Raw genomic sequence first — 21,424 nt, 5'->3', positions numbered from 1 at the left:
ACGGCGCCACCTGAGCGGCGCCGTTTTCCTGTCATCGGTTGTCCAGTTGCGAGCGCACCAGCTGCAGCCCGCGTTCGGTGATCCGGTATGGCTGCCCGGTCTGCGACCTGATCGCCTTCAGCCGCTTGAGCTTTCGAAAGAGCTCGAGGTCGAAGCCGGGGTAGAGCCAGCCGTCGCGGGTGAGGCAGTTGACGGCCTCGATCTTCTTGTTGTCGTCGCGTTCGATTTCGATGCGGCCGCCTTGGGCCAGCAAGTGCAGGATGCGCTGTTCCGCGCGTGAAATATCCATGGAGATGTTGATCCGGTCTCGCGCCGTTTAAGGCGCACAAAAACGATCTGGCGTCCGGATGGGACGTCAGGGCTTCGTTCTCGTCGGGCCCGTGCGCGCAAGAAAACTTGCGGGCAGGGCCTTTACCGGGTCTCTGATTGCGAGCTCAACATGAGGATTTGATAGGCTTCGGCCCTGTTGGCGTCAAGTCCGGCGTCAGGCAAGCTCCGTCTGCTGCAATGCGGGGAAAGGCTTGCCTGACGTTACGGAAGGCTTTGAGATGGCCTGATTCGGTGGTTTACTTTCCTCGGTGTTTCGGAGGTTGTGATTGATCACTATTCGCAATGCCCATGAGGGCGAAGCCGAGGTTTTGAGCGAGATCGGGTTGCGCGCCTGGCAGAAGGCCATGGCGCCGATCGGCGAGGCGGATGCGATGGCGTCGGCTGCCCGCAGCGCCTTCATGAATTTCGCCGAGACCCGCTGGCTCACCATCACCGTCATCGAATGGAACGGCCACACGGCCGGATGGGCCGCGCGCGAAAATCTAGACGAGACGATTTCGGACTTCTGGATCGATCCGTCTTTCACCGGTCATGGCCTTGGCTCGGCTCTGCTGCAGTCGATCGAGAAGGAAGTGGCGGAGCAGGGGCTCGATAGCGTGATGATGCAGACCCACGCCGAAAACAACGAGGCGATCACCTTCTTCAAGAAGAACGGATACGCCATTCACTGGCTGTCGGTCGCCTACAATCCCAAGCTCGACAGGGACGTCCCCTCGGTCGGCCTATCGAAGCCGGTCTCGTCACAGGGCGAGGGGCCGTACGGCGCTTTCTAGATCGGCCCAAGTATCTTGGCCGCGATGCCGGAGATCAGCGCGACCACGGCAAGCAGATGAAAGCCGCAGATCGCCATAAGCTCCGAGCGAAACGGCTCCTTGCGGGTTTTGTGGCGCAGCAGCTGCTGAGCGCTCACCGCACCAGGGCTGCCGGCAAGGAAGGCAAGCGTCAGAAGCGTCTTTTCGCTGATGCGCCACTGGCCATAGCGCGCCGCCTGCTTGTCGACGAAGTAGATCGCGAACACCAGCCCGTTCCAGGCTGTGAACAGTCCGATGATTTTGGCGAGATCGGTGAGAAGCATCGGCGAAGTTTAGCGGCGGCCCGTTAACAACCGAAAAATGCCGGCTGTCCGGCCCGCAATGGCCGAGACCATGCCGAAAGCCTTGCACCGGAAGGTCATTTCCGTTACCTCACCAGTTGAATAAGATAGCCTCAAAAGAGCATTTCCATGACCCTTGTCGACGTTCGCACGCCTGATCCGAAACGCTTCATTCCCGGCGCCACTGGCGATTGGGAAGTCATCATCGGCATGGAAGTCCATGCGCAGGTGCTGTCCAATTCGAAGCTGTTCTCCGGCGCCTCGACCGAATTCGGCAAGCCGCAGAATTCCAACGTCTCGCTCGTCGATGCGGCCATGCCCGGCATGCTGCCTGTCATCAACGAGGAATGTGTCGCCCAGGCGGTCCGCACCGGTCTCGGCCTGAAGGCGCAGATCAACAAGCGTTCGATCTTCGACCGCAAGAACTACTTCTATCCCGACCTGCCGCAGGGCTATCAGATCTCGCAGTTCAAGGATCCGATCGTCGGCGAGGGCCAGATCGTGATCTCGCTGGGCCCGGATCGTCAGGGCCATTTCGAGGATATCGAGATCGGCATCGAGCGTCTGCACCTGGAACAGGACGCCGGCAAGTCGCTGCACGACCAGCACGCCACCATGTCCTATGTCGACCTCAACCGTTCGGGCGTCGCCCTGATGGAAATCGTCTCCAAGCCGGACATGCGCTCGTCGGATGAGGCGAAGGCCTATATGACCAAGCTGCGTTCGATCGTGCGCTACCTCGGCACTTGCGACGGCAACATGGACGAAGGCTCCATGCGCGCCGACGTCAACGTCTCCGTGCGCCGCCCGGGCGAAGGCTTCGGCACGCGCTGCGAGATCAAGAACGTCAACTCCATCCGCTTCATCGGCCAGGCGATCGAATACGAAGCCCGCCGCCAGATCGCCATCCTCGAGGATGGCGGCGTGATCGACCAGGAAACTCGCCTGTTCGACGCCGGCAAGGGCGAGACGCGCTCGATGCGCTCCAAGGAAGACGCGCACGACTATCGCTACTTCCCTGACCCCGACTTGCTGCCGCTCGAATTCGACGACGCCTATGTCGCGAACCTCGCGGCCGACCTGCCGGAACTGCCTGACGACAAGAAGGAGCGCTTCGTGCGCGAACTCGGTCTCTCCATCTACGACGCCTCCGTGCTCGTGTCGGAAAAGGCGATCGCCGATTACTTCGAGGCCGTTGCCGAGGGCCGCGATGGCAAGATGGCGGCCAACTGGGTCATCAACGACCTCCTGGGTGCCTTGAACAAACTCGGCAAGGATATTGAATCGACTCCGGTTTCCGCCGCTCAGCTCGGTTCGATCATCGACCTCATCAAGGCCGAGACCATCTCCGGCAAGATCGCCAAGGACGTGTTCGAAATCGTTCTGACCGAAGGCGGCGACCCGGCCGAGATCGTCGAAAGCCGCGGCATGAAGCAGGTCACCGACACCGGCGCCATCGAAAAGGCAGTGGACGAGATCATCGCTGCCAACCCGGATCAGGTCGCCAAGGCGCAGGCCAAGCCCGCTCTCGCCGGCTGGTTCGTCGGCCAGGTGATGAAGTCGACCGGCGGCAAGGCCAACCCGCAGGCCGTCCAGGCTCTGGTCAAGGCCAAGCTCGGCATCGTCGAGGAATAGGTCATCCGACATCGCCGAAAAGTGTGAAGCGGTTTTCGGATAGCCGATGCCGGAAGGAAGAAAATGGTCTACTTCGTCCGCACCGCCAGCGAGCGCGATCTCGACAAGGTTCGCGCTCTCCTGGTCGAAACCTTCCATGCGACCTACGACGCGCTGCTCGGCGCCCCGAAGGTTGATGAATTGGTCTCTACGCTCTTCTCGCCCGCGGCGCTGAAGACGCGCATGGCAAACAAGAACGCCGAATTCCTGGTGGCCGACGACGGCAAGGAAATCGGCGGCGTCGGCTATGCCGCGATGTCCGGCGAGATGACCAAGACGGTCATGCTGCATCTGCTTTACGTTCGCCCCTCGCTGCAGCGCGAGGGTATCGGCCGAGATATCTTCGCCGAGCTCGAAACCTGCTTTCCGGCAGCCGAGATCATGCGGCTCGAGGTCGAGCCGCGCAACGAGGCCGCGATCAGCTTCTACCACCGGCTCGGTTTTGCCGATGTCGGCCAGAGCGAGAACAACGGCCCCGGCCAATCCGGCATTCCGGCGCTGATCCTCGAAAAACCGCTCGCCAGCTATTGAAACGTATCCCATGGCCAAAGAGATCACTATTCGCGAAGCCCGCCTGGACGATCTGAAGGCATTGATCGCCATGTTCGCTGCCGATGATATCGGTGGGCACGGCGACACCCAATCCGAAGACGCGCTGCCGGACTACCAACGCGCCTTCGAGACCATCGCGGCCTCTCCCGATCAGACACTGTTCGTCGCCGAACTGGCCGGCGAAGTCGTCGGCACCTTTCAGACTGCCATCACCACGACGCTCACCGGGCGCGGAACGTCCTTCATGATCATCGAGGCCGTGCAAACGCGCAGTGACATGCGCGGCCAGGGCATCGGCGCCCGGATGATCGAGTTCTGCATCGAAACGGCGAGGGCGCGTGGCTTGCCGCGCGTGCAGCTCATCTCCAATACCAAGCGCAAGGATGCCCATCGCTTCTATGAGCGGCTTGGTTTCGAGCCCTCGCATCTCGGCTTCAAGATGGCGCTGAAATGAACCCTTTTGCCTTCGGAATCACTGGACAACAGGCGCTGCTGGCGGCATAAGCGAAGGATCGAATTCTGGTCCCGCTTGCTCCCAAGGCAGGCACAAGGAAAAGACATGAAAACTCTCCTCCTGCAAATCTTCACCTGGTGGAACGGTCAGACGATCGGCACCCGCTTCGCGACCTGGCGTTTCGGCAAGCGCGTCGGCGAAGATGAATTGGGCAACGTCTATTACGAAGGCGGCACCACCTCCTTCGGCCTTCCGCGCCGTTGGGTGATCTACAAGGGCTACGCGGACGCTTCCGCCATCCCGCCAGGCTGGCACGGCTGGATGCACTACCGCACCGACGTACCGCCGTCCAAGGAGACCTATGTCGCCAAGGAATGGCAGAAGGGACACCGCGCCAACCCGACCGGTTCGCCGCAGGCTTACCGCCCGCCGGGTTCGCTCGCCGTTGCCGGCGAACGTCCGCGCGTCACCGGTGACTACGACGCATGGACGCCCGGCAGCTGATCGCAGCCAGTCCGGCCCGGTTTTTGGCCACAATTGACCTATACCCGCAGAATGGCCGCAGACACTGCGGCCTTCTATTTTTGAAATGCGGTGGAGACGGAAAGATATGAAGCTTCTCACGCGGAACCCCGTCCTGCGTGCCGCCGGCATTGCCCTGGCGCTTGGCTCGTCCTTCCTGCCGCAGTCGGTCTTCGCCGCCCGCATCGACAATCCTGTGGCCGTCTTTTCCGGCCTGGACAAGATCACCGGCCGCATCACCACCTTCGACGTCTATGTGAACGAAACGGTCCAATTCGGCGCGCTGCAGGTGACGCCGAAGGCCTGCTATTCGCGCGACCAGAGCGAAGTGCAGAAGATCGACGGTTTTGTCGAAGTCGACGAGATCACGCTGGATCGCAAGATCCGCCGCATCTTCACCGGCTGGATGTTCGCCGACAGCCCCGGCCTCAACGCCGTCGAGCACCCGATCTATGACGTCTGGCTGAAGGACTGCAAGGCGACGTCGGACGTGCCTGCGCCCGACGCCAAGACGAACTAACCTCTAGCGTTACGCCGAGGGCTTCTTGCGGGAGAATAGTCCCTTGAAGGCCCGCAATAGCGCTGCTCCCGCGACAAAAACAAGCACGCCGGCCTTCTTGAAGAATACGGCCGCCATTGCGAGCAGTCCGACTTTGGCGGCGACTTTCGCGCCCGCCCCGGCTGCGATCATGCCGGCCATGCCGTAGGCCGCCAGCTTGTCTCCGCTTTCATAGTCCTTGTAGGTCTTGCCGCTGTCGAATTTGACCATGGTCAGGACGTTGGGGACGGCGGACTGAATTTCATTCAGTTGGTCCATTCCCGCGACGAAGTTGAACATGAACACGCCTTCGCGCCCAAAGACGCGCACGGAATAGTTCAGCGTGTGCGGCTGACTCATGTCGTCACCGAAGATGAGATCGCGCGCCCAATGCAGCGCATGCGCGGATTGGTCATAATGCGGGGGTGAGGCCCAGCCCACGAGCGTGATCTTCTCGAACCCTTGCTTCTCGCGTTCCGGATTGGATTCCGCGATCGATTCCTTGATGTTGCGCAGCAGTTCGTCGTAGTCGGTGGATGCGGCGTCCACGTCGGAGACGTAGCCGTCAGCACTGTATTCGACGACAGAGCCCCATGACCCGCCCTCAACGGGAGCGTATTTGGCGGGGAACACCATCCCCATCGTTCCTTCGCCCGCTTGTGGCGGATTGCCCCAGATGTCGACGATCACGCGGCGTGCGTCGGCCGGGCTGAGATAGTAGAATTCCTTGGGAATATTGAGGGTGGCGTTCGCGCCGGGTATCTTGATCGCGCCTTGCTGAAAGTCGATCTTTTCCAGGATAGCCTTGTCGGCATCTCCGAAACGATCCGCACCCGGAAACATCTCCTGATATGGTTTCGCCTGAGCCAGCGTTGCTGCCAGGACGAAGAGGGACGTCAGTGCGGCAATCTTCAACTTCATGAACAATACTCCCGTTAAAGGCGCGACAATAGGCGACTTGGGGGTAACGTCAACGTGAACGTGTATTTTATTGTGCAAAAGACAGATGCGGCGAAGCCATAGCCTTGGCGAGCATGTGCTCGTACTCGTCCTTTGGTACGTCGATCGCGCCGAAGGTCTTCAGGTGCTCGGTGGTGAACTGGGTGTCGAGCAACACGAAACCGTTCTCCTTCAGCCGCTCCACCAGATACACGAGGCAGATCTTCGAGGCGTCCGTGCGCCGCGAGAACATGCTCTCGCCGAAGAAGGCGGCACCCAGAGACACGCCGTAAAGACCGCCGACAAGCTGGTCGCCATCCCAGGCCTCGACGGTATGGGCATGCCCCATGCGAAAGAGCGATGCGTAGAGCGACCTGATCGTCTGGTTGATCCAGGTGCTCGGACGACCTGACGTCTCCTCCGCGCATGCCGCGATCACGGCCTTGAAGTCATGATCGAAGCGGATCTCGAACGGTTTGCGCCGGATGGTCTTGGCGAGGCTTTTGGAGACGTGGAAATCATTGAGCGGCAGAACGCCGCGAAGATCGGGCTCGACCCAGAAGATCTCGGGGTCGTCAGCTGATTCTGCCATCGGGAAGAGGCCGATGGAATAGGCGCGCAGGAGAATTTCCGGTGTGATGCCTGGAGATTTCCTGCGCGACCCTGCCATTGCGGTTAAGCCGGCTTGCTGGCCAGATAGTTTTCCAGCCAGTGGATGTCGTAATCGCCGTTGGCGATGTCCTGGTTGTCGACCAGATCCTGGAAGAGCGGCAGCGTCGTCTTGATGCCGTCGACCACGAACTCGTCAAGCGCACGACGCAGACGCATCATGCATTCGACGCGGGTGCGGCCGTGCACGATGAGCTTGCCGATCAGGCTGTCGTAGTAGGGCGGGATCTTGTAGCCCTGATAGACACCCGAATCGATGCGCACGCCGAGACCGCCAGGTGCATGGAAATGCGTGATCGTGCCGGGCGAGGGCACGAAGGTGCGCGCGTCCTCGGCGTTGATGCGGCATTCGATGGCATGGCCATGGAAGTGGATCTCATCCTGGGTGACCGACAGACCGCCGCCGGAGGCGACGCGGATCTGTTCGTGCACCAGGTCGATGCCGGTGATCGCTTCGGTGATCGGATGCTCGACCTGAAGACGGGTGTTCATTTCGATGAAATAGAACTCGCCGTTTTCGTAGAGGAACTCGATCGTGCCGGCGCCGCGGTACTTCAGCTTCTTCATGGCGTCGGCGCAGACCTGGCCGATCTTCATGCGCTGTTCGACGTTGAGGGCAGGCGAGTTGGCTTCTTCCCAGACCTTCTGGTGGCGGCGCTGCAGCGAGCAGTCGCGTTCACCGAGATGGATGGCGTTGCCTTCGCCGTCACCGAACACCTGGATTTCGATGTGCCGCGGCTTGCCGAGGTACTTTTCCATGTAGACGGCTTCGTTGCCGAAAGCGGCAGCCGCTTCGGTACGGGCCGTCGACCAGGCCTCTATCACGTCGTCAGCGCTCTTGGCGACCTTCATGCCGCGTCCGCCACCACCGGCAGTCGCCTTGATCAGCACAGGGTAACCGATTTCGGCGGCCGTCTTGATGGCCTCTTCCTCGGTCTTCACTTCGCCGTCGGAGCCGGGAACGACCGGGATGCCGAGTTCCTGCGCCGTCGTCTTGGCGGTGATCTTGTCGCCCATGATGCGGATGTGTTCCGCGGTCGGGCCGATGAAGGTGATGCCGTGCGCTTCGAGGATCTCGGCGAACTTGGCGTTCTCCGACAGGAAGCCGTAGCCGGGGTGCACTGCGTCGGCGCCGGTGATTTCGCAGGCAGCAACGATCTGATGAATGTTCAGATAGCTGTCGCGCGACGGCGGCGGGCCGATGCAGACGCTTTCGTCGGCCAGGCGCACATGCATGGCGTCGGCATCGGCGGTCGAGTGAACGACGACGCAGGGAATACCGAGCTCCTTGCAGGCACGAAGCACGCGAAGGGCAATTTCTCCGCGGTTGGCGATGAGGATTTTCGAGACCATGACGTCCGCCTTATTCGACGACCACGAGAGCTTGGCCGTATTCGACGGGGCTGCCGTCCTCGACAAGAATTTCAACGACCTTGCCCGACTTCGGGGCAGGGATCTGGTTCATCGTCTTCATCGCTTCGATGATGAGCAGCGTCTGGCCTTCCTTGACCGTCGCGCCAACTTCGATGAATGCGCGCGCGCCCGGAGCCGGTGCCATGTAGGCGGTGCCGACCATAGGAGCGGAAACCGTGTTGGCCGGGTTGCGGGCCGGTGCGGCGGAAGCGGCAGGCGCTGCGCCAGCAGCCGGAGCTGCAATCGCTGCCGGAGCGGCGGCGTAAGCAGGGGCAGCCATCGGCGCCTGGACATACTGGGTGTTGCCGGCGCGCGAAACGCGGATGCGCAGATCGTCCTGCTCGACTTCAATCTCGGTCAGATCCGTGTCGTTGAGGATGTTCGCGAGATCGCGGATCAGTGCCTGGTCGATACCGTTCTTTTTTTCAGCCATGAGTTTTGCCCTGTCTTTTTATGCGGTGACGTTCTTTAGCGCATGGAGCGCCAGAATGTAGCTATATGGTCCGAAGCCGGCGATGACACCCTTTGCAGCGGGCGCGATCATCGACTTGTGGCGAAATTCTTCCCGCGCATGCACGTTGGAGATATGGAGCTCTACAACGGGAATGGAAATGGCGCGGATCGCATCATGTAGCGCAACCGAGGTGTGCGTGTAGGCGCCGGCGTTGATCGCAACGCCGATAGCCTTGTCGCCGGCTTCATGCAGCCAGTCGACGAGCTGACCTTCATGGTTGCTTTGACGGAAATCGATATCGATGCCAAGCTCTCGCCCGGCCGACTTGCAGTCCGCCTCGATGTCCTGAAGCGTCTTGCCGCCGTAAATGCCGGGCTCTCTTTTGCCGAGCATGTTCAGGTTTGGCCCGTTCAGGACGAAAATGGTTTGCGTCATCGAGTGTTCCGTCAAATGTGCGAGGGCAACCTATAGACTCACCAAAGGCTTAATGAAAGCCCTTTGGGCAAGGCATCAGGAATCGCGCCATTTTGTCCACATGGCTGCAGCACCGGGATTTTGGCAATTTGATGGGGCCGGTTCAGCAGCTGGTCTTGCCGCAGGTCCGCATGTTCTTGACCTTGGTCTCGAGATCGTCATAGCCGACCGCGCCCTGCACCAGCTCGTTGCCGATCACATAGGACGGCGTGCCCGTTATGCCGAGGTTCTGCGCCAGTGAGTAGGTCTCCTGCACGGAAGCGTCGCTCGGGCTCTTGGCCATCTCCGCCCGGATCTGCTTTTCGCTGACACCGAGAGACTGAGCCGCTTCGATGGCGCTGGCCTCGTCGGCGCGCCCATCGCTGCCGAGAAGCGCGACGTGGAACTTGCTGTACTTCTCCGGAGCGATCTTGCGGAAGGCATCGGACACCTTGTGGGCGGCAACCGATTCCGGTCCGAGGATCGGGAATTCCTTGAGCACGAAGCGGACGTTCGGGTCCTTCTTCAGCATGGTCTGCATGTCGGTCAGCGCGTGGCGGCAGTAACCGCAATTATAGTCGAAGAACTCGACGATCGTGACGTCGCCCTTCGGGTTGCCGATCGTCATGTCGTATTTGGAATCGAAGATCGTCGCCTTGTTTTCCGAGATCGTCGCATTGGCCTTCACGAGGCGCGCGGTCTCCTGCTTTTTCTGCAGGGCGTCCTGCACGTCGAGCATGATCTCCGGGTTCTCAATCAGATACTGCTTGATGAATTCGCCGAACTCCTTCTTCTGCGCATCGTCGAGTGCAGCAGCCGGATGGGCGGAGGCAACGGAGGCGGTCAGCGCGAGCGCCGTGAAGATTTTCGGGAGAATGGCCATGATATCCTCGTCTTTGCAGGTGATGTCGGTCGTTCGTTGCTTCGGGTATCACAGTCCGATGATCGGAACGCAATGCGAAGCAGCAAAAATACGGCGCATCCCCGCCTATTGAAACAGGAATTCTCGCGTTCGTAATCTGGTCGCGGGATTGTGAAGATCTCACTAATGCGGCATTTGTCGGGCCGCAAATCGAGCCGAAAGAGAAGAACCCTTGTTTTCCATTTCCAAACGCAGTGCCGTTGAGCCGTTTCACGCAATGGATGTTCTGGCGGAAGCGACGCGGCGGCGCGCGAGCGGCCGTCCGGTGATTTCCATGGCCGTCGGCCAACCCTCGCATCCGGCACCTCGCGCGGCACTTGATGCGGCAAGGGCAGCCCTCGATGATGGCAGGATCGGCTACACCGATGCGCTTGGCATTCTGCGTCTGAAGGACGCTCTCGCAACGCATTACCGCGACCGGCACGGGCTGGACATCGATCCCGCCCGCATCGCGATCACGACAGGGTCGTCTGCCGGCTTCAATCTCGCATTCCTGGCGCTCTTCGATGCCGGTGATGCGGTGGCGATCGCCAGGCCCGGCTATCCCGCATACCGCAATATTCTCGGCGCGCTAGGCCTGCGGGTCATCGAAGTGCCCGTCACCGCCGAAACGCATTTCACGCTGACGCCCGAAAGCATCGAGGCAGCCCAGAAGGAAAGCGGCATCCGGCTGAAGGGCGTTCTCCTCGCAAGCCCGGCAAACCCCACCGGCACCGTGACGGGCCGCAAGGCGCTCGCCGAATTGGCGGAATACTGTTCGGCCAATTCGATCGCCTTCATTTCCGACGAGATCTATCACGGGCTCACCTTCGCGGGTGAGGAGACGAGCGCACTGGAGCTGACCGACGAAGCCATCGTCATCAATTCGTTCTCGAAATATTATTGCATGACCGGCTGGCGCATCGGCTGGATGGTGCTGCCAGATCGCCTCGTGCGCCCGATCGAGCGGGTCGCTCAAAGCCTCTATATCTCGGCACCGGAACTGTCGCAGATCGCCGCCACTGCTGCGCTTGGCGCGTCCGCCGAGCTCGACGTCTACAAGGCAAGCTATGCCGCCAATCGGGACTTCCTGATGCGGCGTCTCCCGGAAATGGGCCTTTCGATCGCCTCGCCGATGGATGGAGCTTTTTACGCCTATGTCGACGTGACGCGCTTCACTAATGACAGCATGGAGTTTGCCAAGCGGATGCTGGCCGAGATCGATGTCGCGGCCACACCGGGTCTCGATTTCGATCCGCTGGAAGGACACCGCGCCATGCGCATGTCCTACGCCGGCTCCGAGGCAGAGATCGCCGAGGCCGTGGATCGCATGGCGGCGTGGCTCAAGTAAAGCTAGAGGATTTCAAGGCGCTGCAGGCGTTTGCGGACTCATTTTCTGAGCGCCTTGAAAGCGCATTGTGAAGGGGAGGCCGACCATTCAGGCCGGCTTGCAGTTCTCGCGATCAAGCTGGGAGACCATCGCCAGCAGAGTTTCCGAAACCGGCGTCGGCACCGAGGCGAGCCTGCCGAGAACCACGACCATGCCGACCAGCGGCGTGATCTCCAGCGCTTTCCCGGCAAGCAGGTCCTGCAGCATCGATGTGCGGACAGGGCCGATCTGGCTGGCCTGCTCAAGGCGCTCCTCGACCGACATGCCCACATTGGCCCCGAGCGCCTCGCCAACCGCCTTGACCTCCTTCATCACCTTGCCGATCTGGTCGCTGACGGCGACGTCGGCCATGAGGTCGGACATGGTGGAACGCGTCAGCGCGCTGATCGGATTGAACGACGCATTGCCCATCAGCTTGCTCCAGATGTCGTTGCGGATCTCCGGCGACAGCGTGATGTTGAGATCGGCCTTCTGCAGCAGAGCCTGGATGGCCTCGAGATCAGACGTGATTTCGCCCGACGGCTCACCCAGGATGAAGCGGCCCTTGTTGCTGAGCCTGACATGGCCAGGCTGGCTGACCTCCGCACCCTGATGCGCGACGCAACCGATGACCCGGTGCGGGCCGACAAGTCTCCAGAGCGCACCGCCTTCATCAAGCTCCTCGAATTGCAGTTCAGCGAATTCAGGATGGTCGTCGCGGTGGAAGTACCACCACGGAATGCCGTTGAGGATCATCAAGACGCGCGTGTCGTCCTTCAACAGCTTCGCCATGCCCTCGGCTGCGGCGCTCAGCTGATGACCCTTGAGACCGGTGATGACCAGATCCTGCGGCGGAAGATCGGCCGGATTGTCCGTGGCCACAACCTTCACATTGAGAGGCGTCCCGGAACCCGCTTCATGCAGCGTCAGACCCTTGCGGCGGATGGCATCGAGATGCGCGCCGCGCGCGATGACCGACACCGTGACGTCGCTTCCAAGCGACGCCGCGATCTTGGTGGCGATCATCCCGCCCAGCGCGCCGGCACCAAAAATGCATATGGTCTTGATGGTCATGAAATCCTATCTCCGCAATCACTTGAAAGCGGTAGAGATAGGCTATCCGGCCTCGAAGGCGAATGATTTTTTGGTATTCAGCGATCGCCCGGCAGCAATTCGCTGCGACGCAATTCGTCGATCGCGCTCACCGCGTCCTCTGCCGACCAGCCGGCCTTCAGAGCAGCGGAAATCATCCGCAACTCGGCCTCGGCCTCGATCTGCAGGAAGAGCGGCTCAAGCGCTTCCTGAGCGGTCACGACATGGTCTTTCGGAGGGGCTATCGACTGGCTGGAAGCGAGCATAGGCATCTGCGCGGTACTCCTCTCTTTTTGGGCAGGCGGGCTTTCTTTTTGACTAGCCATTTTAGCTGGCTTGAATCGACCTAATGCGCCAACCTCAAAAAAGGTTCCGGATAAATTTTAGAAAAGCCTGCATCTTGTTCTTTCGCCCCGCCTCTGCCTTCTTGCGCCCATAGGCTGATGCGCGATTCGGGTCCCGATAAAGCGGTGGAGCCCACGGAAGAATGCGCACGAAGGAGATTGCGATGACGAACGCCAAGCCCGGGATTTCCGAGATGCGGCCCAGAATTTCGGTGATCGGCGTTGGTGGTGGCGGCGGAAACGCCATCAACAACATGATCGCCGAAAGCCTCGAAGGCGTTGAATTCATTGCCGCAAACACTGATGCGCAGGTGCTCGCGACCTCCAAGGCCTCGCGCCGCATCCAGCTCGGTGCGCATGTGACCGAAGGCCTCGGCGCCGGCTCGCTGCCCGAGATCGGCCGCGCCGCCGCTGAAGAATCGATCGACGAGATCATGGATCACCTGGCCGGCTCGCACATGTGCTTCGTCACCGCCGGCATGGGCGGCGGCACCGGCACGGGTGCTGCACCCGTGATCGCACAGGCGGCCCGCAATGCCGGTATCCTGACCGTCGGCGTCGTCACCAAGCCCTTCACCTTCGAAGGCAACCGCCGCATGAAGACGGCCGACGCCGGCATCGAAGCGCTGCGCCAGGCAGCCGATACCGTGATCGTCATCCCGAACCAGAACCTGTTCCGCATCGCCGACGCGAAGACCACCTTCGCCGACGCCTTCATGACTGCTGACCGCGTGCTGTTTGCCGGCGTCGGCTGCATCACCGACCTGATCGTCAAGGAAGGCCTCATCAACCTCGATTTCGCCGACGTGAAGTCGGTCATGCGCGGCATGGGCCGCGCCATGATGGGCACCGGCGAAGCCTCGGGCGAAGAGCGCGCGATGAAGGCGGCGGAAGCCGCGATCGCCAATCCGTTGCTCGACGACATCTCGATGCGCGGCGCCAAGGGCGTGCTGATCTCGATCTCCGGTGGCTCCGACATGACGCTGTTCGAAGTCGATGAAGCCGCAAGCCGCATCCGCGACGAAGTGCAGGACGATGCCGACATCGTCGTCGGCGCGATCTTCGACCGCAATCTGGATGGCAAGTTCCGCGTCTCGGTTGTCGCCACGGGCCTCGATGGCGCGGGTGCCGGCGTCGCTCCTGTCCAGCAGGGCGCGACCATGGTGCCGGGCCTGCCGCCGCGCACGCTGCAGTAAGCCGAAAACAAAACTTGGTTCGATCCGGCCGCGTGCTCCTGCGAGCGCGCGGCCTTTTTGCGTCTATTGGCCACAACGCCCCGCCAATTCTAGAAAAACCAGTTGAACGACCCTAGATCAGGAGGTGCCCCCAAGACGCCCCCGAATACATCCGAGGGCGCTTTCAATTTCAGACGAAAATTTCAGGAAAACACCATGTCTCAAGACAAAAATCCCGTCTGGTTCATCACCGGTTGCTCGACAGGCTTCGGCCGCGAACTGGCGAAACTTACCATCGCCCGTGGTTGGCCGACTGTTGTCAGCGCGCGTGACAAGTCTCGCGTCGCCGATCTCGTGACCGGCCATGAGGACAACGCGCTTGCCGTCGATCTCGACGTGACCGATGCTTCCCAGATCACCGCCGCCGTTAAGGCCGCCGAGGAGCGCTTCGGACGGATCGACGTCCTCGTCAACAATGCCGGCTATGGCTATCAGTCGACGATCGAGGAAGGCAGCGATAGCGAGATCCGCGATCAGTTCGAAGCCAATGTCTTCGGCCTCTTCTCCATGACCCGCGCCGTTCTGCCCGGCATGCGGACGCGCAGGCGGGGTCATGTGATCAACATCACCTCTGTGGCCGGCTTCATCGGCTTCCCGGCATCCGGTTACTATGCGGCGAGCAAGCACGCGGTCGAGGGCATGTCGGACGCGCTTGCCGCCGAAGGCGCGCCGCTCGGCATCAAAGTCACCTGCGTCGAGCCCGGCCCGTTCCGCACCGATTGGGCCGGCCGTTCGCTGCGACAGACCGAAAGCAAGATCGCCGATTACGCGGAAACCGCTGCCGCCCGCATGCGCCAGACGGCCGGATACAGCGGCCAGCAGCCGGGAGATCCCGTGCGCGCCGGCGAGGCGATCATCAAGATCACCGAAGTCGAGAATGCTCCGCGCCACTTGGTGCTTGGCGAATTCGGCTATGGCGCGGTCACGGCCAAGCTGAAGGAGCGCCTGGCGCTGATCGAGGAATGGAAGGATACCAGCCTCGGCGCCGATTTCCCGAAATCGTGAGGCTCGCGTCCTAGCATGAACAGTGCGCCGTGGAGGAAGATGTGATGGTGAAGCTTGTCTATGGCCTTGAAGGCCTGTTGATCCTGGCCGGTCTGATCTGGATGGGGCAGGGCAGCGGCTATTTTCCGTATCCGGCGGAAAGCTTCATGATCGACCAGACGCCCTGGATCTATTGGGGTGCGCTTGCGGTTGCCGTCGGCCTCATTCTGATCGTGCTGACCAAGAGCCTGCGCGGCAGGCGTTAGCAGACGCCCAAAACAAATTCGCCGGCTGGAAGGGCAAGAAAACCCCGCCAGCCGGCGATAATCAGTCGCTTGAAACGGATCAGGCGCGGCGCAGGCGCGCCTCGGGCAGCTCGGGCCGGGTGCCGTCAGGCGCGCGAAGACCGCGATGCTTGCTGACGAAAATCCACTCGACATTGCCGGGTTCGAATGGCCGGCGCGGATTGCGCAGCGCCAAACGGCGCTCGGACAGGCTGCGGGGCAGGGTGTCGATCATGTCGTTCATGAACGTGTCGAGACACTCTTTCCAGCGGGGCGAAACGGCGACATCGACGCCGCCGTAGCGATGAAAATCGGGGTGTTTGCGGGAGTAGCATGCGCCGATCATCCAGGCATGCTGCTGTTTCAGAAAACGCTCTTTAATGGTCATTCGCAGTCTTTTTCATTCCTTGGCGTCAGCGACTCCCTAGCCGTCGAAGCGAGCGATGTTGATCGGCCGTTCCGCTGTCCAGGTGCCATCCGCACGCTGATATTTTGTTTGCAAACCGGCTGCCGATCAAACGATCGAAAAGCGACCTGGGGCCGCCGCCGGTGCCTCTACACGAGTAGGAAAAGGTGGCCGATTGAACGCCGTCGAAGCCTGAGCTGGGACGCCATTACGTTCGGCGACGTGCTACCTAGTCGACATTGATTGTTCCTTCAAGGATTTTCCTGAAACAATTTTGCATGGCTGCCCCTCAGGGTGCGAAAACGGTAGCGGCGCCCTCATCGGCTCGCGTCATGGGCGTGAATTTTGCCCGTGGCTGACTTGAAGCTGTATATGGCGGCCGAGGTCAGGGGATGCGACGCCGAATGCGCTTGCGCGGCAAGGGAACGCTTCATAGGCTCACTGCGTTGATGGATTCGTTCAACGCTTTTCAGTAGGAATCACATGCGCGCTCAATCGAAGCCGTTCGTTGTTGAAATCAAGACTTCCCGCCGTACCGATCGCAGCAAGGAAAAATCCATCTGGGGCAATCTCGACCTCTCCGCCGTCGCGCAGGAAGTGGCCGATGACGTGCCGTTGTCTGCCGCCGCAGCGTCCGCCGAGCCGAAGGCTGCTCGATAACAAGCGAAGCGCGCGGCCCTGATGTGATCGCCGCGCACCTTCCCTCATCGAATTCTGCGACAGCCAAGCCGGCTAGGCCGGATTGCAGGTCATGCCGTTGCGCTGGGCGTTGGCGATGCAGTCGTTGCGATTATGATAGGCTTCCGCCGATGAACCGACGATACGCCCGTTGGATGCCGTGCGTCGCCAGCGCCACTGACCATTGGTTTGGTAGATCTCCCACGTATCGCCGTTGCTTGCCTTACAAGTCGCCATGTCTCTCTCCCTTTGCTTTGGCGAAACAGGGCTAGGCCATTCCTTCGTTCGTTTCCACGAACCGGCTGCAACCGTGAGGTAAAGTTCGGGCTTCAGCCAGTTGCATCGGTGACGTAATGCCAGGCATAAGTGGCGAACCATCTGGCCCCTTGGGCGTTGTTTGAAAACACGCTGAAGGAGAAGATCGATGCCAATCAACGATGATGGAAAGAAGCCGCTGTCGCGCAGCGAGGACTATCGCGACTTCGAAGAGCGCAATATCGACGACGGCTGGCCCTATGCGGATACACCGGACGCCGCGTCCGCAGCGCCTGAAAATCGAGCCCATGGCGAAACGCCGGCCAATTTCGACAGCAGCGACAATCCAGGCTTCCGCCTCGACGGCATAGACCGTGATGGCAACGAAAACCGCCTGAAGGATTCGCTCCGCGCTGACACGATCGACCGCGATGACAGCGACGATCTCGAAGCGCGGGTCACCGAAAACATCGAGAACGTTCCCGAAGTCGACATCGACAGCATCGAGGTCCACGCAGACGGCCATGTCGTCACGGTCGAAGGCTCCGTCGAGACCATCGGGATCGCTCGCAAGGTCGAACTCGCCGCGTCCTCCGTCGATGGCGTCCACCATGTGAGGAACAGGCTGCACACGACGGGCGTGGATGCGCATTGATTTTGCGCCATGCCTACAACGGAAAAGGCCGCCCGCTTGGACAAGCGGACGGCCTTTTAAATTAGCGGTCTCTAAGTCGATCAGCTGCAGCCGCTGGTCGCGCCGCAAGTGTCGCACTTCTCGCAGGTGCCGTTGCGCACCATCGTGAAGTTCTGGCACTCCGAGCAAATGTTGCCGGTGTAGCCCTGCATGATCGACCGGGCGCGGCGCTCGGATTCGATCTTCTTGGCTTCCGTCTTGGCCGATGCGGCGTCAGCCGCGGCCTTGTCGGAGAAGAGCGCCGTTGCCTGCTGCTGGTTCTCGGTCGTGACTTCTTCCAGCACTTCCTCGGCGATCTCTTCGGCCAATTCCTTGGCGCGCTCTTCGTAGTCGCGCTTGAAGGCGACGATTTCGGAGGTCGAGATGGCGGTCGTCGGCTCGATCTTGCGGGCGGCAGCGCCAGCGAAGGACGTTACCGTTGCACCGGAAGAGGCGCGGGCAGGGGAGGCCGTTGCCGAGCCCTTGGGCTCGCCGGCAGCCTGGCGTTCGCTGTTCGAAACGATCGTCGGCTTGTAGCCGCGGGTCCAGCCGGTCGAGACGAGGTTCGTCTTGCCTTCCTGGATGCCCTTGCCGAGTGCCGTGTTCGAGAAGTCCGACGTATCGACATGCGCCAGATCGTGGCGGCCGAGGTAGGAGACGGCGAGTTCGCGGAACACGTAGTCGAGGATCGACGTGGCGTTCTTGATCGCGTCGTTGCCGATGACCATGCCGGCTGGTTCGAACTTGGTGAAGGTGAAGGCCTCCACATATTCTTCGAGCGGCACGCCGTACTGCAGACCCAGCGAGATGGCGATGGCGAAGTTGTTCATCATCGCACGGAAGGCGGCACCTTCCTTGTGCATGTCGATGAAGATTTCGCCGAGACGACCGTCACCGAATTCGCCGGTGCGCAGGTACACCTTGTGTCCGCCGACGGCAGCCTTCTGGGTGTAGCCCTGGCGGCGGTTCGGCAGCTTTTCGCGTTCGCGGGTCACGCGCTCGACCACACGCTCGATGATCTTTTCGGTGATGGTGACGGCCTGGGCGGCGACCGGCTGCTGCAGCAGATCGTCCAGTGCATCCTCATCGCTTTCGTCTTCGATCAGCGAGGCGTTCAGCGGCTGCGACAGCTTGGAGCCGTCGCGGTAGAGAGCGTTTGCCTTCAGGCCGAGCTTCCAGGAGAGCATGTAGGCGCTCTTGCAATCCTCGACCGTCGCGTCGTTCGGCATGTTGATCGTCTTGGAGATCGCACCCGAGATGAACGGCTGGGCGGCAGCCATCATGCGGATGTGGCTGTCGACCGAGAGGTAACGCTTGCCGATCTTGCCGCAAGGATTGGCGCAATCGAAGACGGCGAGGTGCTCGTTCTTCAGGAACGGTGCGCCTTCGAGCGTCATCGCGCCGCAGACGTGAACGTTGGCAGCCTCGATGTCCTTCTTCGAGAAGCCGATGTGCTCGAGCAGGTTGAAGCCCATGTCGCCGAGCTGTTCGTCGGAGACCTTCAGCGTCGTCTTCAGGAAGTCAGTGCCGAGCGTCCACTGGTTGAAGACGAACTTGATGTCGAAGGCCGACTTCAGCGCGCCGTTCAGCGCTTCGATCTTCTCGTCGGTGAAGCCCTTGGCCTTCAGCGAGCCGGGGTTGATTGCCGGCGCCTGGTTCAGGTTGCCGTGGCCGACAGCGTAAGCTTCGATCTCGGCGATCTGGCTCTCGGAGTAGCCGAGCGTGCGCAGAGCTTCCGGAACGGCGCGGTTGATGATCTTGAAGTAGCCGCCGCCGGCGAGCTTCTTGAATTTCACCAGCGCGAAGTCAGGCTCGATACCGGTCGTGTCGCAATCCATGACGAGGCCGATCGTGCCTGTCGGCGCGATGACGGTTGCCTGGGCGTTGCGGTAGCCGTGCTTTTCGCCGAGCTCAAGAGCCTTGTCCCAGGCGCTCTTGGCGTGAGCCGCCAGATCCTGGTCCGGGTTCTCGGAGTGGATGAGCGCGACCGGGTTGATCGATAGGCCTTCATAGCCCGACGTCTCGCCGTAAGCGGCGCGGCGGTGGTTGCGGATGACCCGCAGCATGGCTTCGCGGTTCGGCTTGAACATCGGGAAAGGTCCGAGTTCAGACGAGATCTCGGCCGAAGTGGCGTAGGAGATGCCGGTCATGATGGCGGTCAGCGAGCCTGCAATGGCGCGGGCTTCGTCGCTGTCATAGGGGATGCCCGAAGACATCAGCAGGCCGCCGATGTTGGCGTAGCCGAGGCCGATCGTGCGGTATTCGTAAGAGCGCTCGGCGATCTGCTTCGACGGGAACTGTGCCATCATCACGGAGACTTCAAGCACGACCGTCCAAAGGCGAACGGCGTGTTCGTAATCAGCGATGTTGATGCGCTTGGTGGCCGCATCCTTGAACTGGATGAGGTTCAGCGAAGCAAGGTTGCAGGCCGTGTCGTCGAGGAACATGTATTCCGAGCACGGGTTCGACGCGCGGATCGGGCCGGCAGCCGGGCTGGTGTGCCAGTCGTTCATCGTCGTGTTGAAGTGCAGGCCCGGATCGGCCGATGCCCATGCGGCGTAGGAGATCGATTCCCACAGGTCGCGTGCCTTCAGCGTCTTCATGACCTTGCCGTCTTTGCGGGCGGTCAGGTTCCAGTCGCCGTCGTTTTCGACTGCGCGCAGGAAGTCGTCCTTGATGGAGACCGAGTTGTTGGAGTTCTGGCCCGAAACCGTGAGGTAGGCTTCCGAATCCCAGTCGGTGTCGTAGGTCTTGAACTCGAGGTCCTTGTAGCCCTGGCGAGCGAACTGGATGACGCGGCCGATATAGTTCTCAGGAACCTGGTCCTTCTTGGCAGCGCGCACTTCGCGCTTCAGGGCAGGGTTCTTGTTCGGGTCGTAGCAATCGTCATTGTCGCCGTCGCAATTGACGCAGGCCTTCATGATCGCCTTCAGGTGGCGATTGACGATCTTGGAGCCGGTCACGAGGGCAGCAACCTTCTGCTCTTCCTTGACCTTCCAGTTGATGTATTCCTCGATATCCGGATGGTCGATATCGACCACGACCATCTTGGCCGCGCGACGCGTCGTGCCGCCAGACTTGATGGCGCCGGCAGCGCGGTCGCCGATCTTCAGGAAGCTCATCAGGCCGGAGGAACGGCCGCCGCCGGAAAGGCGTTCGCCTTCGCCGCGCAGATACGAGAAGTTGGAGCCGGTGCCGGAGCCGTACTTGAAGAGGCGGGCTTCGCGAACCCACAGGTCCATGATGCCGCCTTCGTTGACCAGATCGTCTTCGACGGACTGGATGAAGCAGGCGTGCGGCTGCGGATGCTCATAGGCAGACTTCGACTTCGTCAGCTTGCCGGTGAAGGGGTCCACATAGAAGTGGCCCTGGCCGGGGCCGTCGATGCCGTAGGCCCAGTGCATGCCGGTGTTGAACCACTGCGGCGAGTTCGGGGCGACGCGCTGTGTCGCGAGCATGTAGGCGAGTTCGTCGCGGAAGGCAGCCGCGTCTTCTTCGGAAGAGAAATAGCCACCCTTCCAGCCCCAGTAGGTCCAGGTGCCGGCCAGACGGTCGAAGACCTGGCGCGCATCGGTTTCAGAACCGTACTGCTGATCCTTCGGGAGTTCCTTCAGAGCGGCCTCATCGGCAACCGAGCGCCACAGGAAGGAAGGAACGTCGTTTTCCTCGACCTTCTTGAGGCGGGCAGGGACGCCGGCCTTGCGGAAATACTTCTGCGCCAGAATGTCGGCCGCGACCTGCGAAAACTGCGCGGGAACATCGATGTTCTCGAGGCGGAATACGATCGACCCGTCAGGATTCTTGATCTCGCTGGTTGCCTTGCGGAATTCGATAGCCGCGTAAGCGCCCTGATCTGCCTTCGTAAATCGGCGTTCTATGCGCATTTGCCTTAACCTCTAGCTCGCGCGCCCCGTCCGCGTTGACCAAGGCGCAAGTTTCCACCTCCGGCGGCGCCGTAAGGAGCGCAGCCAGTTCTCGTTTCCGTATCGTCACAGGAGTGTCATCCGGAGATGGGTTATCCTGTATCTTGTGGTGATGGTGGCTGCAATCACTAAATATAGTATTAACAGCCTTTTTCCGCCAGCCCCGGATGTCGCTTTTTCAGGCGGCAA

General features: G+C 61.1%; 25 protein-coding genes. 12 read left to right on the top strand and 13 right to left on the bottom strand.

From position 1 onward, the window contains the following. Positions 1-31 precede the first annotated feature (31 nt). Positions 32-289, bottom strand: coding sequence for a YjhX family toxin (locus D460_RS0118975; RefSeq protein ID WP_018900160.1), 258 nt, complete (start codon positions 287-289; stop codon positions 32-34). A gap of 307 nt (positions 290-596) precedes the next feature. On the opposite strand from D460_RS0118975, the gene D460_RS0118970 reads away from it, so the two are divergent. Then, a complete protein-coding gene (locus D460_RS0118970) occupies positions 597-1,103 on the top strand; it encodes a GNAT family N-acetyltransferase (RefSeq protein WP_018900159.1) in 507 nt (168 codons plus the stop codon). Here the strand turns inward: D460_RS0118970 and D460_RS0118965 are convergent. Then, positions 1,100-1,405 carry a DUF1294 domain-containing protein gene (locus D460_RS0118965; RefSeq protein ID WP_018900158.1) on the bottom strand — a complete coding sequence of 102 codons (306 nt, stop codon included), beginning with the start codon at positions 1,403-1,405 and terminating at the stop codon, positions 1,100-1,102. The genes D460_RS0118970 and D460_RS0118965 overlap by 4 nt on opposite strands. Positions 1,406-1,552: 147 nt before the next feature. Between D460_RS0118965 and gatB the strand changes: the two genes are divergently transcribed. The 5 genes from gatB to D460_RS0118940 all read left to right on the top strand — a co-directional run bounded on the left by gatB (position 1,553) and on the right by D460_RS0118940 (position 5,145). Continuing rightward, positions 1,553-3,058: an Asp-tRNA(Asn)/Glu-tRNA(Gln) amidotransferase subunit GatB gene (gene gatB, locus D460_RS0118960; protein ID WP_018900157.1), complete on the top strand. Its 1,506-nt coding sequence runs from the start codon at positions 1,553-1,555 to the stop codon at positions 3,056-3,058. A 63-nt stretch (positions 3,059-3,121) separates the two neighbouring features. Further along, positions 3,122-3,628 carry a GNAT family N-acetyltransferase gene (locus D460_RS0118955; protein WP_018900156.1) on the top strand — a complete coding sequence of 169 codons (507 nt, stop codon included), beginning with the start codon at positions 3,122-3,124 and terminating at the stop codon, positions 3,626-3,628. 10 nt (positions 3,629-3,638) lie between these two features. Continuing rightward, positions 3,639-4,103, top strand: coding sequence for a GNAT family N-acetyltransferase (locus D460_RS0118950; RefSeq protein ID WP_018900155.1), 465 nt, complete (start codon positions 3,639-3,641; stop codon positions 4,101-4,103). Between the two features lie 105 nt (positions 4,104-4,208). Then, positions 4,209-4,607, top strand: coding sequence for an NADH:ubiquinone oxidoreductase subunit NDUFA12 (locus tag D460_RS0118945; RefSeq protein WP_018900154.1), 399 nt, complete (start codon positions 4,209-4,211; stop codon positions 4,605-4,607). A 106-nt stretch (positions 4,608-4,713) separates the two neighbouring features. Then, positions 4,714-5,145: a DUF2155 domain-containing protein gene (locus tag D460_RS0118940; RefSeq protein ID WP_018900153.1), complete on the top strand. Its 432-nt coding sequence runs from the start codon at positions 4,714-4,716 to the stop codon at positions 5,143-5,145. Between the two features lie 9 nt (positions 5,146-5,154). Here the strand turns inward: D460_RS0118940 and D460_RS0118935 are convergent, their stop codons facing one another. From D460_RS0118935 to D460_RS0118910, 6 genes are all read right to left on the bottom strand, one after another. Beyond that, positions 5,155-6,084 carry a DUF2167 domain-containing protein gene (locus D460_RS0118935; protein ID WP_018900152.1) on the bottom strand — a complete coding sequence of 310 codons (930 nt, stop codon included), beginning with the start codon at positions 6,082-6,084 and terminating at the stop codon, positions 5,155-5,157. 67 nt (positions 6,085-6,151) lie between these two features. Beyond that, the gene (gene aat / locus D460_RS0118930) at positions 6,152-6,772 is read right to left on the bottom strand and encodes a leucyl/phenylalanyl-tRNA--protein transferase (protein WP_018900151.1); all 621 of its coding nucleotides are present in this window, start codon (positions 6,770-6,772) and stop codon (positions 6,152-6,154) included. 5 nt (positions 6,773-6,777) lie between these two features. After that, a complete protein-coding gene (gene accC, locus D460_RS0118925; protein WP_018900150.1) occupies positions 6,778-8,124 on the bottom strand; it encodes an acetyl-CoA carboxylase biotin carboxylase subunit in 1,347 nt (448 codons plus the stop codon). 10 nt (positions 8,125-8,134) lie between these two features. Beyond that, a complete protein-coding gene (accB, locus tag D460_RS0118920) occupies positions 8,135-8,617 on the bottom strand; it encodes an acetyl-CoA carboxylase biotin carboxyl carrier protein (RefSeq protein WP_018900149.1) in 483 nt (160 codons plus the stop codon). An 18-nt stretch (positions 8,618-8,635) separates the two neighbouring features. Beyond that, a complete protein-coding gene (aroQ, locus tag D460_RS0118915) occupies positions 8,636-9,073 on the bottom strand; it encodes a type II 3-dehydroquinate dehydratase (RefSeq protein WP_018900148.1) in 438 nt (145 codons plus the stop codon). A gap of 142 nt (positions 9,074-9,215) precedes the next feature. Further along, positions 9,216-9,974, bottom strand: a complete 759-nt coding sequence (locus tag D460_RS0118910; RefSeq protein WP_018900147.1) for a DsbA family protein — start codon at positions 9,972-9,974, stop codon at positions 9,216-9,218. A gap of 211 nt (positions 9,975-10,185) precedes the next feature. Between D460_RS0118910 and D460_RS0118905 the strand changes: the two genes are divergently transcribed. Next, a complete protein-coding gene (locus D460_RS0118905; RefSeq protein ID WP_026283303.1) occupies positions 10,186-11,343 on the top strand; it encodes an aminotransferase class I/II-fold pyridoxal phosphate-dependent enzyme in 1,158 nt (385 codons plus the stop codon). Positions 11,344-11,430: 87 nt separating this feature from the next. Here D460_RS0118905 and D460_RS0118900 read toward each other — a convergent pair whose 3' ends face one another. Together D460_RS0118900 and D460_RS0118895 are read right to left on the bottom strand one after the other, a co-directional pair. Continuing rightward, positions 11,431-12,435, bottom strand: a complete 1,005-nt coding sequence (locus D460_RS0118900) for a 2-dehydropantoate 2-reductase (protein WP_018900145.1) — start codon at positions 12,433-12,435, stop codon at positions 11,431-11,433. 77 nt (positions 12,436-12,512) lie between these two features. Next, a complete protein-coding gene (locus tag D460_RS0118895) occupies positions 12,513-12,725 on the bottom strand; it encodes a hypothetical protein (protein ID WP_026283302.1) in 213 nt (70 codons plus the stop codon). Positions 12,726-12,961: 236 nt separating this feature from the next. Between D460_RS0118895 and ftsZ the strand changes: the two genes are divergently transcribed. The 3 genes from ftsZ to D460_RS0118880 all read left to right on the top strand — a co-directional run bounded on the left by ftsZ (position 12,962) and on the right by D460_RS0118880 (position 15,282). Continuing rightward, the gene (ftsZ, locus tag D460_RS33255) at positions 12,962-13,993 is read left to right on the top strand and encodes a cell division protein FtsZ (protein ID WP_051110811.1); all 1,032 of its coding nucleotides are present in this window, start codon (positions 12,962-12,964) and stop codon (positions 13,991-13,993) included. A gap of 195 nt (positions 13,994-14,188) precedes the next feature. Continuing rightward, positions 14,189-15,037 carry an oxidoreductase gene (locus tag D460_RS0118885; protein WP_018900142.1) on the top strand — a complete coding sequence of 283 codons (849 nt, stop codon included), beginning with the start codon at positions 14,189-14,191 and terminating at the stop codon, positions 15,035-15,037. A 44-nt stretch (positions 15,038-15,081) separates the two neighbouring features. Further along, positions 15,082-15,282 (top strand): hypothetical protein, encoded by a 201-nt coding sequence (locus D460_RS0118880; protein WP_018900141.1) that lies wholly within the window; start codon positions 15,082-15,084, stop codon positions 15,280-15,282. 79 nt (positions 15,283-15,361) lie between these two features. Here D460_RS0118880 and D460_RS0118875 read toward each other — a convergent pair whose 3' ends face one another. Next, the gene (locus D460_RS0118875) at positions 15,362-15,688 is read right to left on the bottom strand and encodes a hypothetical protein (protein ID WP_018900140.1); all 327 of its coding nucleotides are present in this window, start codon (positions 15,686-15,688) and stop codon (positions 15,362-15,364) included. A gap of 501 nt (positions 15,689-16,189) precedes the next feature. On the opposite strand from D460_RS0118875, the gene D460_RS36435 reads away from it, so the two are divergent. Then, positions 16,190-16,366, top strand: coding sequence for a hypothetical protein (locus tag D460_RS36435; protein ID WP_018900139.1), 177 nt, complete (start codon positions 16,190-16,192; stop codon positions 16,364-16,366). A gap of 72 nt (positions 16,367-16,438) precedes the next feature. On the opposite strand, the gene D460_RS0118865 is transcribed toward D460_RS36435, so the two are convergent. Next, positions 16,439-16,621, bottom strand: coding sequence for a DUF1508 domain-containing protein (locus tag D460_RS0118865; RefSeq protein ID WP_018900138.1), 183 nt, complete (start codon positions 16,619-16,621; stop codon positions 16,439-16,441). Between the two features lie 187 nt (positions 16,622-16,808). Between D460_RS0118865 and D460_RS0118860 the strand changes: the two genes are divergently transcribed. Beyond that, a complete protein-coding gene (locus D460_RS0118860) occupies positions 16,809-17,294 on the top strand; it encodes a BON domain-containing protein (RefSeq protein WP_018900137.1) in 486 nt (161 codons plus the stop codon). Between the two features lie 80 nt (positions 17,295-17,374). On the opposite strand, the gene D460_RS0118855 is transcribed toward D460_RS0118860, so the two are convergent. Beyond that, complete coding sequence (locus D460_RS0118855; RefSeq protein WP_018900136.1) at positions 17,375-21,196, bottom strand: vitamin B12-dependent ribonucleotide reductase; 3,822 nt, start codon at positions 21,194-21,196, stop codon at positions 17,375-17,377. Positions 21,197-21,424 lie beyond the last annotated feature (228 nt).

The sequence above is a fragment of the Rhizobium sp. 2MFCol3.1 genome, assembly GCF_000377565.1.
Taxonomy (GTDB): Bacteria; Pseudomonadota; Alphaproteobacteria; order Rhizobiales; family Rhizobiaceae; genus Rhizobium.
This window is presented reverse-complemented; position numbering and strand designations above follow the sequence as displayed.

Excerpts from the sequence above, each read along its gene's own strand:
- D460_RS0118910 (WP_018900147.1), bottom strand. The coding sequence starts at position 9,974 with ATGGCCATTCTCCCGAAAATCTTCACGGCGCTCGCGCTGACCGCCTCC.
- gatB (WP_018900157.1), top strand. The coding sequence starts at position 1,553 with ATGACCCTTGTCGACGTTCGCACGCCTGATCCGAAACGCTTCATTCCC.
- D460_RS0118975 (WP_018900160.1), bottom strand. The coding sequence starts at position 289 with ATGGATATTTCACGCGCGGAACAGCGCATCCTGCACTTGCTGGCCCAA.
- D460_RS0118935 (WP_018900152.1), bottom strand. The coding sequence starts at position 6,084 with ATGAAGTTGAAGATTGCCGCACTGACGTCCCTCTTCGTCCTGGCAGCA.
- D460_RS0118855 (WP_018900136.1), bottom strand. The coding sequence starts at position 21,196 with ATGCGCATAGAACGCCGATTTACGAAGGCAGATCAGGGCGCTTACGCG.
- aroQ (WP_018900148.1), bottom strand. The coding sequence starts at position 9,073 with ATGACGCAAACCATTTTCGTCCTGAACGGGCCAAACCTGAACATGCTC.
- aat (WP_018900151.1), bottom strand. The coding sequence starts at position 6,772 with ATGGCAGGGTCGCGCAGGAAATCTCCAGGCATCACACCGGAAATTCTC.
- D460_RS0118965 (WP_018900158.1), bottom strand. The coding sequence starts at position 1,405 with ATGCTTCTCACCGATCTCGCCAAAATCATCGGACTGTTCACAGCCTGG.
- D460_RS0118865 (WP_018900138.1), bottom strand. The coding sequence starts at position 16,621 with ATGGCGACTTGTAAGGCAAGCAACGGCGATACGTGGGAGATCTACCAA.
- D460_RS0118955 (WP_018900156.1), top strand. The coding sequence starts at position 3,122 with ATGGTCTACTTCGTCCGCACCGCCAGCGAGCGCGATCTCGACAAGGTT.
- D460_RS0118940 (WP_018900153.1), top strand. The coding sequence starts at position 4,714 with ATGAAGCTTCTCACGCGGAACCCCGTCCTGCGTGCCGCCGGCATTGCC.
- D460_RS0118860 (WP_018900137.1), top strand. The coding sequence starts at position 16,809 with ATGCCAATCAACGATGATGGAAAGAAGCCGCTGTCGCGCAGCGAGGAC.
- D460_RS36435 (WP_018900139.1), top strand. The coding sequence starts at position 16,190 with ATGCGCGCTCAATCGAAGCCGTTCGTTGTTGAAATCAAGACTTCCCGC.
- accC (WP_018900150.1), bottom strand. The coding sequence starts at position 8,124 with ATGGTCTCGAAAATCCTCATCGCCAACCGCGGAGAAATTGCCCTTCGC.
- accB (WP_018900149.1), bottom strand. The coding sequence starts at position 8,617 with ATGGCTGAAAAAAAGAACGGTATCGACCAGGCACTGATCCGCGATCTC.
- D460_RS0118875 (WP_018900140.1), bottom strand. The coding sequence starts at position 15,688 with ATGACCATTAAAGAGCGTTTTCTGAAACAGCAGCATGCCTGGATGATC.
- D460_RS0118950 (WP_018900155.1), top strand. The coding sequence starts at position 3,639 with ATGGCCAAAGAGATCACTATTCGCGAAGCCCGCCTGGACGATCTGAAG.
- ftsZ (WP_051110811.1), top strand. The coding sequence starts at position 12,962 with ATGACGAACGCCAAGCCCGGGATTTCCGAGATGCGGCCCAGAATTTCG.
- D460_RS0118880 (WP_018900141.1), top strand. The coding sequence starts at position 15,082 with ATGGTGAAGCTTGTCTATGGCCTTGAAGGCCTGTTGATCCTGGCCGGT.
- D460_RS0118945 (WP_018900154.1), top strand. The coding sequence starts at position 4,209 with ATGAAAACTCTCCTCCTGCAAATCTTCACCTGGTGGAACGGTCAGACG.
- D460_RS0118885 (WP_018900142.1), top strand. The coding sequence starts at position 14,189 with ATGTCTCAAGACAAAAATCCCGTCTGGTTCATCACCGGTTGCTCGACA.
- D460_RS0118895 (WP_026283302.1), bottom strand. The coding sequence starts at position 12,725 with ATGCCTATGCTCGCTTCCAGCCAGTCGATAGCCCCTCCGAAAGACCAT.
- D460_RS0118900 (WP_018900145.1), bottom strand. The coding sequence starts at position 12,435 with ATGACCATCAAGACCATATGCATTTTTGGTGCCGGCGCGCTGGGCGGG.